Below are 13,051 nucleotides of genomic sequence, written 5' to 3' on the forward strand. Positions count from 1 at the left end.
GCGCTGGCCGAGCCGTTCGACAACCCGGTGATGGCCTTGGCACCGGCCAGAATCGCATCGCCAACCACGCCGCCGAGACCCGTGGGCAGGGGCCAGCTCTGGGTCGGGGGCAGGGCGCTGGCGAGCGCCGTCGCGGCGCCTGCGCCGATGACCCAGAGGGCGAGGCGCAGCTGCAGGCGGCCGAGGGCCCCCGATTTCATGAGCCGCCACCCCCACAGCGCCAGGGGCAGGACGGCCGCGATGGCGCCCAACCCCAAAAGCTGCATGAACAGATCGGCCACGATGGCGCCGGGCCAGCCGATGAGGTTGCGGACGGGCAAGTCGGTGGCGTTGTTCAGGCTCGGATCGTCCACCGACCAGGTGGCGAGCGCCACGGCGACCGCGCCCGCGAAGGCGATCAGGCACAGGCCCGTCAGCTCCTGGGCCCGACGGGCCAGGAAGGCTCTCAAGGAGCTGAAAAGGCCATCATAGGCGGAAGAAGAACGGCGGGCCGCGCGCATCAAACCACTCTAAAAACCAACAGGACGAGACAGTATTGCCTGGATGCTAGCGCGGGCGGGTTAAGGGTCCTTTAACCGTAAGTGCATCGGGTGGGGAAAAGTGGCCCAGGTGTATCCGCGTAGACCCGACGCTCCAGTGGCTTTTTGTGCTGTTGACGTTCGCCGGGCAAAAGACCAGTGTCCCGACCATGAGACGCAGGACCTCCACGCAGGGCTGGACGCGCGCCGTCATCGCGGCGGTGATGGCCTATGCGTTCGTCCTGCAGGCCCTGCTGCTGTCCGCGAGCGGGGCCGTCCATGCCGCAACCATGGCCGAGCCGCAGGGAATCATCTGCCTCCAGGACGGCTCGTCCGCGCCCGAGCACTCGCCTGCAAAAGACCACGGGACTCTCTGCTGCACCTTGAGCTGTCACGGCTCAGGGCCGGCCGGGCCGGCGCCGGCGGCCACCATCCTCGACCGGATCGCACCTCCTGCCGTCGCAAGCGTCCGCAGCCCGGACCGGCTGCGCTTACGCCTCACCTCCGACGTCCTGCCCCTGGGATCGCGCGCGCCGCCGCGCCTCGGCTGATCGCCGCTTTCGATTCCCGATTCTGCAAGGACCTGCATCCATGACTTCGTCTCGCCTCGGCGCGCTCGCTGCCGCGCTCGTCGCCGTTTCCTCTCCCGCTCTCGCCCATGTCACCTTCGAGAACGGGCAGGCGACGCCCAACTCAACCTACAAGGCTACCTTGCGCATCCCGCACGGATGCGCCGGCAAGCCGACCCTGAAGGTGCGCGTGCGCATTCCCGAGGGGATCGTGGCCGTCAAACCCATGCCCAAGGCCGGCTGGAAGCTCGAGACCGCCAGGGGCGCCTATGTGCGCGCCTATCAGGTCCACGGCGAGGCCGTGTCCGAGGGCGTGACCGACATCGTCTGGACCGGATCCCTCGACGATGCCCATTACGACGAGTTCGTATTCCAGGCCCGCTTCACCGATGCCTACCAGCCGGGCGCCACGGTCTTTTTCCCCGTGGTGCAGGAATGCGAAGGCATGGTCGAGGAATGGACCCAGGTGCCGGCCGCCGGCGAGGATCCGCACAGCCTGAAAGCTCCCGCGCCCGGCGTGAGGATCGCGGCAGCCGCCGGTGCCGCGCCAGCCCCGCTGAAGGCCGGATCCCTGACCCTCGATCAGCCCTGGTCGCGCGCCACCCCGGGCGGCGCCAAGGTGGGCGGCGGATATCTTCGCATCACCAACACCGGAACAGCGCCCGACCGTCTGATCGGTGGCTCGTTCCCTCTCGCGTCCAAGGTCGAAGTTCATGAGATGCGCCTCGAAGGCGACGTCATGCGCATGAAGCCGGTGGAGGGCGGGCTCGAGATCAAGCCCGGTGCCACGGTCGAGCTGAAGCCGGGTGGGCTCCATCTCATGTTCGTGGACCTGAAGGAGCCGCTGAAGGAGGGCCAGACCCTGAAGGGAACGCTCACCTTCGAGAAGGCCGGGGCCATCGAGGTGGAATACACCGTGCGCGGCATGGGCGGGGCTGCTCCCGCCGAGCACAAGCACTGACAAGGAGACGAGCGATGAACATGAAACGCCTTCTCGTGCCGTTCCTCGTCTTCACGACAGGCCTCCTGGTGCTCGTCGTCACGGCGGGCCTGCTTCTCTTGCCCTCCAGGTCGCAGCAGAGCGCCGGCAAGGTGCCGATCGGCGGCCCGTTTAGGCTCACGAGCCACGAGGGCAAGCCGTTCACGGAGGAGAACCTGAAGGGCCGGCCCTTCGTGGTGTTCTTCGGCTTCACCCATTGCCCGGAGGTCTGCCCGACGACGCTCTACGACCTGACGCAGGACATGGCGGCGTTGGGCCAAGATGCGTCAAGCCTGCAGGCCGCCTTCATCACGGTCGATCCCGAGCGCGACACCCCGGACCTGATGAAGACATATCTCGAGTCCTTCGATCCGCGCATCGTGGGCCTCACCGGCACGGAGGAGGCGATCGCGGCCGCCGCCCGCGCCTACAAGATCTATTACCGCAAGGTGCCGACCGACGGCGGCTACACCATGGACCACTCGGCGACCCTGTTCCTGATGGACAGCAAGGGCGAGTTCTACGGCACGTCCAACTTCCAGGAGCCGGAGGAGACGCGGCGCTCCAAGCTGCGGCAGCTCGTGAAGAACGGATAACCGTTGAGTGTCATCCCGGACGCCGCAGGCGATCCGGGATCGCTGGACGAGTGTGGCGCCCCTTCTGCCACGTCATGGCCGGGTTTATCCCGGCCATCTCGATTCAGAAAGGCGCTGCGCTCTTCCGATCGGGATCACCGGCACAAGGCCGGTGATGACGACGGAGAAACACTACACCCTGCACACGATCCCGGATCTGCGCTGCGCTCCGTCCGGGATGACGCTGTTGAAATGACCATAAGAAAAGCCCCGGCGTGTGACCGGGGCTTTTCCGTTTCAACCTTGAGAAGGCTTCAGTAGTTGTAGGCGCGCTCGCCGTGGTCGGCGAGGTCGAGGCCTTCGCGCTCCTGGTCGTGCGTGACGCGCAGGCCCACGACGGCGTCGGTGATCTTGAAGAGCACCAGGGAGCCGATGCCGGTCCAGACCAGGGTCACCACCACGGCGATGATCTGCGTCACCACCTGGCCGCCAATGCTGTATTCGCCGACGCCGTAGCCGCCGAGTGACGGAGCCGCCACGATGCCGGTGCCGATGGCCCCGAGGATGCCGCCGACGCCGTGGATGCCGAACACGTCGAGCGCGTCGTCATAGCCCAGCGCGTTCTTCACGCTCGTCACCGCGTAGTAGCAGACCGCACCGGCCGCGAGCCCGAGCACGATGGCGCCCATGGGACCGGACAGGCCCGCGGCTGGCGTGATGGCCACGAGCCCGGCGACCGCGCCCGAGGCGATGCCCAGAAGCGAGGCCTTGCCCTTGTGGAGCGCCTCAACGGTCATCCAGGCGAGACCCGCCGCGCACGGCGCCACGATGGTGTTCAGGAGCGCCAGCGCCGCGCCGCCCGTGGCTTCGAGATTCGAGCCGGCGTTGAAGCCGAACCAGCCCACCCAGAGCAGGCAAGCGCCCACGAAGGTGAGCGTCAGCGAATGCGGGGCGAGCAGGTCGCGGCCATAGCCGATGCGCTTGCCGATGAGCAGGGCGCCGATGAGGCCGGCCACGCCGGAGTTGATGTGCACCACCGTGCCGCCTGCGAAGTCCAGCGCCCCGAGACCGAAGAGATAGCCTTCCGAGAACCACACCATGTGGGCGATGGGCAGATACACGAAGGTCAGCCACAGGCCGGTGAACAGCATCACGGCCGAGAACTTGATGCGCTCGGCAAAGGCGCCGACGATCAGGGCCGGCGTGATGGCCGCAAAGGTGAGCTGGAAGGCGATGAAGGTGAATTCCGGAATCGCCACGCCCTTGGTGAAGGTGTCGGCAGTGGAATCCGTGGTCACGCCGGCCAGGAACGCCTTTCCGAACCCGCCGATGATGGCGCCGAGCATCCCTTCGCCGCCGGACGTGAAGGCAAGGGAGTAGCCGTAGGTCACCCACAGGATGCCCACGAGAGAGAACACCGCGAAGACCTGCATGAGCACCGAGAGCATGTTCTTGGTGCGCACGAGGCCGCCATAGAACAGGGCGAGCCCTGGGATCGTCATGAGGATCACCAGGATGGTCGAGACCAGCATCCAGGCGGTGTCGCCCTTGTTGATCGTTGGAGCGGCATCCTGCGCAAAGGCAGGGTCGAAGACTGCGAGAGTTAAACCCAGCGCACCGAGCGCGGGCAGGAGAAGAGGACGGAACGTCATCGGATCGAACCTCGGAAAATCAGCAAAAGAGTGGATTAAAGGGCGTCGCCGTCGGTCTCGCCGGTGCGGATGCGGACCGCCTTTTCCAGCGAGGTGACGAAGATCTTGCCGTCGCCGATCTGGCCCGTGCGCGCGGACGCCGTGATCGCGTCGATCACCGGATCGACCAGTTCGCCCGGCACAGCGACCTCGATCTTGAGCTTCGGCAGGAAGCTCACGGCATATTCGGCGCCGCGATAGATCTCGGTGTGGCCCTTCTGCCGTCCGTATCCCTTCACCTCGGTCACGGTGAGGCCGTGCACACCGAGGGCGGTGAGCGCGTCGCGCACCTCCTCCAGCTTGAACGGCTTGATGACCGCCATCACAATCTTCATGGGTCAGGCCCCCTTCGTTGCGTCGTCCAGAAAATGCGGGCGACGGTTGCACCGTGAACCCGGCTCCAGGTCCGGGTGTCGGGGGTCTTTATGCAAGGATCATGCCAAGCCTGCTCGGCCATGGCGAAAGACCGCTGCCTATTTTCGAGGCAGCGGCGATCCGGCTAGAAAATGGCTTTGGTGATGAAATTCTAGGCAGCCTAACTCAGCGTCGGCGCTCGCGGATCAGGCCTTCCTGGGCCACCGAAGCGATCAGGGTTCCGTCCTGCGTGAAGATGAGGCCGCGCGACAGGCCGCGGGCGCCGCCGGCGCTCGGCGTGTCCTGCGCGTAGAGCAGCCATTCGTCGGCCCGGAAGGGACGGTGGAACCACATGGCGTGATCGAGGCTCGCCGGCTGGATCTCGGGCTCGAACACCGTCCGGCCATGGGGAATGAGCGACGTGTCGAGGAGCGTCATGTCGGACGCGTAGGCCAGCACGCTCTGGTGGATCGCCGGATCGTCCGGCAGGCGGCCGGTGGTCTTGATCCACACATGGAAGCGCGGCTCGCCCGGATCGCGGGACAGGTAGCGGTTGATCTCGACGGGCCGGATCTCCAGCGGGCGCTCGCGCTCGTAATAGGTGCGCATGGGCTCCGGCATCTTGAGGATCAGCCCGCCCTTCACCTCCTCCTCGCTGGGAAGCTCATCGGGTCCCGGCACCTTCGGCATCTCGGCTTGATGGGCGAAGCCGTCCTCCTCCACATGGAACGAGGCCGACATGGAGAAGATCGCCTGCCCGTGCTGGATCGCCAGCACCCGGCGGGTGGTGAAGCTCTTGCCGTCGCGGATGCGGTCGACCTCGTAGATGATCGGAACCTTGGGATCGCCCGGCAGCATGAAATAGCAGTGCAGCGAATGGGGATGGCGCCCGTCCACCGTGCGGGTGGCGGCCACCAGGGCCTGGCCGATCACCTGCCCGCCGAACACCCGCTGCCAGCCGCTCTTGGGGCTCTGCCCGCGAAACAGGTTCACCTCGAGCTGTTCGAGGTCGAGGATGGAAAGCAGATCGGTGACGGCGCGGGACATGGGCCTCAAAAATCCTGTGATCACGAAAGGTCATCCATCGGGGAGCGGCCTCTCGACGTCAAGCTTGACGCTGGTCAATGATTGGCTGACACCCACCTATAACGTTCGGGGTCGGAGAATTTCTCTGACGCACGCATTTTCGGCCGCGGGTTTCTTTGCCACGGCCCTGGGAGAATACGCGATGAGCGCAGCAACGGGTTCGGCGCAACCGCGCATCGTCATTGCCGGCGGGGGTTTGGCCGGATTGTCCCTGGCCTTAGCGCTGAAGGGGGCGCTCGCCGAGGGCATCGACGTGGTCATGTGCGATCCGGCGCTCAAGCGCGATCCTCACGGCGACAAGCGCTCCTATGCCATCGCCGCGGCGGCGCGCCGGATGCTGACGGCGCTCGCCGTCTGGGACCGGGTGGCGGAGCGCGCCCAGCCCATCCTCGACATGGTGATCACCGACAGCCGCCTGCAGGACCCGGTGCGCCCCACCTTCCTCACCTTCGCGGGCGAGGTCGACGGCAACGAGCCCTTCGCCCACATGATCACGGCCGGCGACCTCACGGCTACGCTGCTCGAAGCCTGCCGCGCGGCCGGCGTGGACTTAAGGCCTGAGGGCGTGAAGGGCTTTGCCGTTCAGGGCACCCGCACGGACGTGACCCTGACCGGCGGCGAAATCCTGCCCGCCGCCCTGCTGGTGGCCGCCGATGGCGGGCGCTCGCGCCTGCGGGAGCAGGCGGGGATCGGCTGGATCTCCTGGCCTTACAAACAATCCGGCATCGTGGCCACCATTGCCCATGAGCGCGACCACGAAGGCCGGGCGGTGGAGCATTTCCTGCCCTCCGGCCCCTTCGCGATCCTGCCGCTGAAGCCCGAGCCGCAGGAAGACGGTTCTTTCAAGCACCGCTCCTCCATCGTCTGGACCGAGCGGGCCGAGAACGTGCCGGCCCTGCTGGAATCGCAGCCCGACGACCTGCTCGTCGAGCTGGAGCGCCGCTTCGGCCTGCAGCTCGGCCGGCTCGCCTTCGAGACGAAGCCGCAGGCATTCCCGCTGTCCTTCGGGATGGCGCGGAGGTTCAACGCCGAGCGCCTCGCGCTGCTCGGCGACGCCGCCCATGTGATCCACCCCATCGCAGGCCAGGGGCTCAATCTCGGTCTGCACGACGCGGCGGCGCTTGCCGAGATCGTCACGGATGCCATGCGCCTCGGCATGGACCCGGGCGCGGCCGACGTGCTCGACAATTACGAGCGGGCGCGGCGCACCGACATCACCGCCATGGGGATGGTCACGGACGGGCTCAACCGGTTGTTCTCCAACGACCTGCTGCCCGTGCGCCTGATTCGTGATCTGGGCCTCGGCCTCGTCGACCGGATGCCCGGCCTGAAGCGCTTCTTCATCCGCGAGGCGGCGGGACTGACACGACAGGAAGCGCCGCGGCTGTTGCGGGGCGAGGCGCTTTAACCGACCTTTCCATGCTCGTGCCGGCATTGCTCGTGGTCCGCCAGAACCTGAATGATCCGGCATTCCCGAACGGGCCCGTGCCGGCACTCCTCAACCATGTGCCGGAGCTCGGAGCGCAGGAGCGTCAGCTGGGCGATGCGGCGCTCGACGCTCGTGAGATGCCGGAGCACGATCTGGTCCGCCGGCTCGCAGGGCTGATCGGGCCGGGCACTCAGGCTCAGGAGCTCGCGGATGGCATCGACCTCGAAACCGAGATCCCGCGCATGCCGGATGAAGCTGAGGCGGGACACGTCCTCAGCCCCGTAGCGGCGCTGGCGCCCTTCTGTGCGCGGTGGGCTGGGCAGAAGGCCGATCTGCTCATAGTAGCGGATCGTCGGCACCTTCACGGCAACCCGCCGCGACAATTCTCCAATCGACAGATCCACGATTTTTCCTCTTGAACCTCTAGTCGCTAGAGATTGTAGAGATCGCATCCGATGAGGAAAAGGAGATTCGGATGAGCGAGACTTGCGGTCACCAGCAGGGGGCATGCTGTTCCTCCCACGAGCGCCCTGCGCATGAGGCCCATCCGGCGAAGGGCCATGGCCATGTCGAGGAGGCCTGCGGCTGCCATGGGGGCGTGCCGGTCTTCGACGGCGTCGATCCGCGCTACAAGCGGGTGCTCTGGACGATGATCCTCATCAATGCCGCGATGTTCGTGACCGAGATCGTGGCCGGCCACCTGGCCCGCTCCCAGGCCCTCCAGGCCGATGCCCTCGACTTCCTCGGCGACACGGTGACTTACGGGTTGAGCCTTGCCGTGATCGGCTCTTCTTTGCGCACCCGCGCCACCGCGGCCCTGTTCAAGGGGCTGAGCCTCTCGCTCATGGGCGCCTGGGTCCTGGGCTCGACCCTCTACCATGTGCTCATCCTCGGCCTCCCACGGGCTGAGATCATGGGCGGGATCGGGCTTCTGGCGCTGGCCGCGAACGTCACCAGCGTGCTCCTGCTGATGCGCTACAAGGACGGCGACGCCAACGTCCGGTCCGTCTGGCTGTGCTCGCGCAACGATGCCATCGGCAACATCGTGGTCACCGGGGCGGCGGGCGCCGTGTGGTGGACGGCAAGCGCCTGGCCGGACCTGATCGTAGCGGGCCTCATGGCCGGGCTGTTCCTGTCCTCGGCGGTGCAGATCCTGCGCCAGGCCTGGGCGGAGTATCGAAGCGCCGGCCCGGTCTCACCCGTCCCGGCCGAGTAGCCCTCAAAGAAAAGGCCAGGCATCTGCCTGGCCTTCGTGGTTTCCGATCCGGAAAGGGGAGCCTTATTTCCCGGCCTTAGCGCGCTCGACCGCCTCGAGGATCAGGCGCTTGGCTTCCTCGGCATCGCCCCAGCGGATGATCTTGGCCCACTTGCCGGGCTCGAGGTCCTTGTAGTGCTCGAAGAAGTGCTCGATCTGCTTGATGGTGATCTCGGGCAGGTCCGTGTAGTTCGCCACCCGGTCATAGCGCTGGGTCAGCTTGCTCGACGGAACGGCGATGATCTTCTCGTCCTGGCCGCCGTCGTCCTCCATCACGAGAACGCCCACGGGGCGCACGTTCATGACGGCGCCCGGAACGATGGCCCGGGTGTTGGCGATGAGCACGTCGCACGGATCGCCGTCGCCCGACAGGGTGTGGGGAATGAAGCCGTAATTTCCGGGATACCGCATGGCGGTATAGAGGAAGCGGTCCACCACGAGGGCGCCGGATTCCTTGTCCATCTCGTACTTGATGGGCTCGCCGCCGATCGGCACTTCGATCACGACGTTCACGTCGTCCGGCGGGTTCTTTCCAATCTTTAACGCGTCAAGGCGCATAGAGCTGTTCTCCGGAGCAAGGCTTGAGCATCGTCGCGGGCGCGGGGTCCCATGCTGGACAGGACACCGTGACACCGGTGAAAATGCGGCAGAAGCGGGACTTGGGAGCGGCTTGAGGCCGCTCCCTGAAGCTTGGACGCTTCACTAGCCGCACAGGGCCCTGGCAACAAGGACCGGAGGCTCAAATTTTTCAGGCTTTTAGCCAAAAGAAGGCGATGAGCCGCTGCTCTCAGCGGAAGAGATAGGCCACCTTGGCCAGCGGCGTTCCGCCGATGCGTTCTTCGACCCGGGCGACCGTCTGTCCGCCCATGCCCTCGTAGAACGCGCAGGCGCGGCTGTTGTCCTCCAGGGCCCAGACCACGACCCTGTCGAGCTCCCGGTGCCGGAGGTCGTTGCGCACCGCCTTGAACAGGCGCCGCCCGAAGCCGATGCCCTGGTATTCCGGCAGCAGGTAGAGTTCGTCGATCTCGCCGTTCGCCGGCAGGGACCGGTCGCGGCAGCGGCCGTAGGAGGCGTAGCCCACCGCACCCTGGCCGAGATCCAGCACCACGAGCGGGCGCCCGCGGGACACGGTGGAGCGCCACCAGTGCTCGCTGCGCCGGGAGAACATCTTCTCGAGGGTCACGCCGGGGATGATGCCGGAATAAGCCTCCCGCCAGGCCGTATCGAACACCCTCGACAGGGAAGCCGCATCATCGGGCTTCGCATGACGGATACTGACGAGAAGGTCGCTCATGGCTTTGGCAAAACGGGTGAGAGAAGCAATGATGCCAGTTTCCTGCCGGAAGGGTTAATGGCGCCTTAACGGAATTGGAAGCCGGCTGATGAAAGCGTAGCGTTTTAGGCTAAATCGTGTCCGGCCGGTACGGACCAAAACGCCGCAAGGGCGCCCGCAGGGGAGCCGAGGTTCCCGGCGACGAGACCTTGGCGTGAAACCGCCTGCCTGCAGAGGCTCTTTCCCAGGTCCGCACAGAACGCGATGCCGCAGCCGGGACAGCTTTTTGCCATCTCGACATAATACATTATTGTGTTACATGTTGTCGGAATACGTAAAAACATTGCATCAGGCGCGCCCCTCGCGGAGCAGGACATCAGCAGGGCTCAGTTGATGGACGAGAATTCCGTTCACGCGTCGATCATACTGAACATCCATCGCGAGGCCGTGTATCTGAAGCGCACGCTCCTGTCGCTCGACGAGGCCGCACGACTCGCGCAGTCGAAGGGTCTGAGGCTTGAGCTGGTGGCCGTGCTGGACCGATCCGACGATGCCACGCGCCAGGTCCTGTCATCCTTCGATCTCAGCACCTATTCCGGCGTTCAGAGGATCGAGGTGGATCACGGATCTCTCGGCCTGTCCCGCAATGCAGGGATCGAACATGCAAAGGGCGCGTACATCTTTACGGCCGATGCCGATGATCTCGTTTCATACAATTATTTTCACGACATCTATTTGGCGGCGCAAAAGCACGGGCCGAGAGCGCTCTACTTTCCCGAATACCTGATGATCTTCGACGATGACACGTTCATCGCCCGCTATGTTGGCCTTGACGATGTCAGTCCCATGACGTTCCTCGACAAGCAGCCCTACCTCTCGCGCGTCTGCGCTCACAGGGAAGTTTTTCTCAAGGTTCCTTATCGGGATGTGCGGCTTTCACGGGGATATGCCTATGAAGACTGGCTTTTCAATGCCGAGGCCGTCAGCTTCGGGCTGAACATCAAGACGGTCGGCGATACGATTCTGTTCTATCGCCAGAGGCCCGGCAGCCTCCTCAGATCCGCGGATGCTCTTTCGATCCGTCACATCCCGCCCACCCGGCTGTTCAATCCCTCCGATTATCTGACTCTTTCGAGAGAGTTCCATGAACGCTTTCTGACTGAGCCACCTCCCCGACCTCTGGTCTTGGACGCAGAGGATTTCCTGAGGCCGGATCACATCCGATCCAAGATCCAGTCGGCGAACGCCATTGAGCCGGCGATTTCTCTCTGGAAGTATCGGGGTGGCTCCGTTGTCGGCAATTTCATGGGCCCTCCTCGCTTGGGAATGGCCTATTACATGCTGTGCGACATCGTCCAGGATAAGAAATTCAGCGATGTGTTCCTGTTCCCGTTCATGTCACGAGGAGGAGCGGAGAAGTACTTTCTGTCCTTGATGGAGACGATGTACAGGCTTGATCCGGGCAAGGATTTCCTTGTCCTGCTTGGGGAGAGCCTCAAGGGGCTGCAGTGGCTGGAGGATCTGCCTCCCAATGCCGTCGTGGTCGACATGGAGCTGCACTGCCGCTCCCTTTCGAAGGAGCAGCGGTGCCTGCTCGCTTTGAAGATCATCGAGACGTGTGAGCCTGACACACGCGTTCATCTGCGACAGTCGGCCTTTGCCGATACATTTCTGAAGCTGTACGGCATCGTCCTGAAGGACAGAGACATTACTTACTACCGCTTCGCCGACGTGGAGCGTGTGGAGAATGGCCACGCTATGGTGGCTGCTTCACAGATTGGGCTCCTCTCGAACAATCTGGATCATCTTTCCAGGATCGTCTGCGACAGCGCCACGACGATCAGGAAGGATCATCACCGGATCGGCCTGCAGGAGCACAAATGGCATCATCTGCATGCGACGGTTGGCATACCGGCTGTTCTGCCCGACCGAAATCCCGATGCAGACCGTCGCATCCTCTGGGCTTCCCGCCTCGATGTCGAAAAGAGACCAGCACTCCTTCCTCTGATTGCGTCCAGACTCGGTAGCCATGCTCCGGACGCAAGGATCGAAGCGTTTGGCGGTTCGGTCTTCCATGGGTTCGCGCGCTCCCACTTGGAGAATGTGCCAAACCTTCATTATAGTGGAGCGTATGACGGCTTTGATACACTGCCGCTGAGTCGGTACTGCATCTTCCTCTACACAAGCCTGCACGACGGCGTACCCAACGCGCTTCTCGAGGCCATGAGCTACGGGCTTGCCGTGGTGGCGCCCGACGTCGGCGGGATTTCGGAAGTCGTCATCCATGGTGAGACAGGGATCCTTCTGCCATCCCTGCCCAACGATGACGAGATGGCGATCTCCTATGCTGAGGCTCTTCTGGCTCTCATGAGCGACCCTGCTTTGATGATGAAGCTCGGACGGCAGGCTAGAACATTCGTCAAAGAACATCATTCCCCGGAAGCGCACGCAAAGCGTGTTGCTGAGCTTTTCGATATTGAACAAAGGCGCTTTCAGTATGCATAAGAGGCTGACTGAAAAAGGTTGAGTGGCTTCAAGCCCTTGTGATTCCGTCGGATTTGCGAAGATTCGATGGAGTTCACGATGGTTTGGACTGAGGCCACTCGCCGACACTATCGGCGAGACGGACTGCGTTATGCAAGCAATCTCACCGATGCCGAATGGGCGCTGATCAAGCCCTTCATGCCCGCCGCCCGGCGGATCGGCCGTCCCCGCACCACATGTCTGCGGGCGGTGGTTGAGGCGATCCTGTATCTGGCCGCGACCGGTTGCCAATGGCGCCAGTTGCCCAAGGAGTTTCCGCCATACTCCACTGTGCAGAGCTATTTCTATGCCTGGTCACGGGATGGCACGTTCGAGCGGATCAACCATGCCCTTGTGGCCGCCTCGCGCGAGAGGGTCGGCCGGGAGGCGAGCCCATCCGCGGGCGTGATCGACAGTCAGTCGGTGAAGACAACGGAAAGCGGTGGACCGCGCGGCTTTGATGCCGGCAAGAAGATCAAGGGCCGCAAGCGCCACATCATCACCGACACGCAAGGCCATCTGGTCGGGCTGCGCGCTCATCCCGCCGACATCCAGGACCGCGACGGGGCGATGGAGGTGCTGACATCCATCCGCGTCCTCTATCCCTGGCTGCGCCATGTCTTTGCCGATGGTGGCTATGCGGGAGACAAGCTGCGCGACGCCGTCGCCGCTCTTGGGCACTGGACCATCGAGATCATCAAGCGCTCCGACGCGGGCAAAGGCTTTGCGGTCCTCAAGCGCCGCTGGGTTGTGGAGCGAACCTTCGGTTGGCTTGGACGCTGCCGCCGCCTGGCCAAGG

Annotated in this window: 14 protein-coding genes; 7 read left to right on the forward strand and 7 right to left on the reverse strand. The window is 64.3% G+C overall.

Annotated elements, in window-relative coordinates; genetic code table 11:
• Positions 1–500: DNA translocase FtsK 4TM domain-containing protein (locus MA07_RS06535; RefSeq protein WP_036348268.1), on the reverse strand; the 500-nt coding region annotated here is incomplete at its 3' end.
• 188 nt (positions 501–688) lie between these two features.
• On the opposite strand from MA07_RS06535, the gene MA07_RS06540 reads away from it, so the two are divergent.
• From MA07_RS06540 to MA07_RS06550, 3 genes are read left to right on the forward strand one after another with little or no spacing between them, the layout of a single operon-like run.
• On the forward strand, positions 689–1,069 hold the full coding sequence (locus MA07_RS06540) for a hypothetical protein (protein ID WP_036348271.1): 381 nt from the start codon (positions 689–691) through the stop codon (positions 1,067–1,069).
• Between the two features lie 40 nt (positions 1,070–1,109).
• The gene (locus MA07_RS06545; RefSeq protein ID WP_036348275.1) at positions 1,110–2,048 is read left to right on the forward strand and encodes a DUF1775 domain-containing protein; all 939 of its coding nucleotides are present in this window, start codon (positions 1,110–1,112) and stop codon (positions 2,046–2,048) included.
• Positions 2,049–2,062: 14 nt separating this feature from the next.
• On the forward strand, positions 2,063–2,662 hold the full coding sequence (locus tag MA07_RS06550) for an SCO family protein (protein WP_036348279.1): 600 nt from the start codon (positions 2,063–2,065) through the stop codon (positions 2,660–2,662).
• A gap of 293 nt (positions 2,663–2,955) precedes the next feature.
• On the opposite strand, the gene MA07_RS06555 is transcribed toward MA07_RS06550, so the two are convergent.
• The 3 genes from MA07_RS06555 to tesB form a co-directional block, all read right to left on the reverse strand.
• Positions 2,956–4,293, reverse strand: a complete 1,338-nt coding sequence (locus MA07_RS06555) for an ammonium transporter (RefSeq protein ID WP_036348282.1) — start codon at positions 4,291–4,293, stop codon at positions 2,956–2,958.
• Positions 4,294–4,328: 35 nt separating this feature from the next.
• Positions 4,329–4,667, reverse strand: coding sequence for a P-II family nitrogen regulator (locus MA07_RS06560; protein ID WP_036348285.1), 339 nt, complete (start codon positions 4,665–4,667; stop codon positions 4,329–4,331).
• A 205-nt stretch (positions 4,668–4,872) separates the two neighbouring features.
• Entirely contained in the window at positions 4,873–5,733 is an 861-nt protein-coding gene (tesB, locus tag MA07_RS06565; RefSeq protein WP_036348289.1) for an acyl-CoA thioesterase II, read from the reverse strand.
• 181 nt (positions 5,734–5,914) lie between these two features.
• Between tesB and MA07_RS06570 the strand changes: the two genes are divergently transcribed.
• Positions 5,915–7,180 (forward strand): ubiquinone biosynthesis hydroxylase, encoded by a 1,266-nt coding sequence (locus MA07_RS06570; RefSeq protein WP_036348292.1) that lies wholly within the window; start codon positions 5,915–5,917, stop codon positions 7,178–7,180.
• On the opposite strand, the gene MA07_RS06575 is transcribed toward MA07_RS06570, so the two are convergent.
• Positions 7,177–7,605 carry a helix-turn-helix domain-containing protein gene (locus MA07_RS06575; RefSeq protein ID WP_244445171.1) on the reverse strand — a complete coding sequence of 143 codons (429 nt, stop codon included), beginning with the start codon at positions 7,603–7,605 and terminating at the stop codon, positions 7,177–7,179. The two genes, MA07_RS06570 and MA07_RS06575, sit on opposite strands and share 4 nt — an antisense overlap.
• Positions 7,606–7,676: 71 nt before the next feature.
• Between MA07_RS06575 and MA07_RS06580 the strand changes: the two genes are divergently transcribed.
• Positions 7,677–8,417, forward strand: a complete 741-nt coding sequence (locus MA07_RS06580; protein WP_036348295.1) for a cation transporter — start codon at positions 7,677–7,679, stop codon at positions 8,415–8,417.
• A gap of 63 nt (positions 8,418–8,480) precedes the next feature.
• Here the strand turns inward: MA07_RS06580 and ppa are convergent, their stop codons facing one another.
• Both ppa and MA07_RS06590 read right to left on the reverse strand, forming a co-directional pair.
• The gene (ppa, locus tag MA07_RS06585) at positions 8,481–9,014 is read right to left on the reverse strand and encodes an inorganic diphosphatase (RefSeq protein ID WP_036348298.1); all 534 of its coding nucleotides are present in this window, start codon (positions 9,012–9,014) and stop codon (positions 8,481–8,483) included.
• Positions 9,015–9,243: 229 nt separating this feature from the next.
• Positions 9,244–9,750, reverse strand: a complete 507-nt coding sequence (locus MA07_RS06590) for a GNAT family N-acetyltransferase (RefSeq protein WP_036348301.1) — start codon at positions 9,748–9,750, stop codon at positions 9,244–9,246.
• Between the two features lie 372 nt (positions 9,751–10,122).
• Here MA07_RS06590 and MA07_RS06595 point away from each other — a divergent pair, with 372 nt between their 5' ends.
• Positions 10,123–12,234 carry a glycosyltransferase gene (locus MA07_RS06595; RefSeq protein WP_036348303.1) on the forward strand — a complete coding sequence of 704 codons (2,112 nt, stop codon included), beginning with the start codon at positions 10,123–10,125 and terminating at the stop codon, positions 12,232–12,234.
• A gap of 78 nt (positions 12,235–12,312) precedes the next feature.
• Positions 12,313–13,051 (forward strand): IS5 family transposase (locus MA07_RS06600; RefSeq protein ID WP_036345385.1); only part of this gene is annotated, 739 nt, incomplete at its 3' end.

The sequence above is a fragment of the Microvirga sp. BSC39 genome, from assembly GCF_000739015.1.
Lineage (GTDB): Bacteria > Pseudomonadota > Alphaproteobacteria > Rhizobiales > Beijerinckiaceae > Microvirga.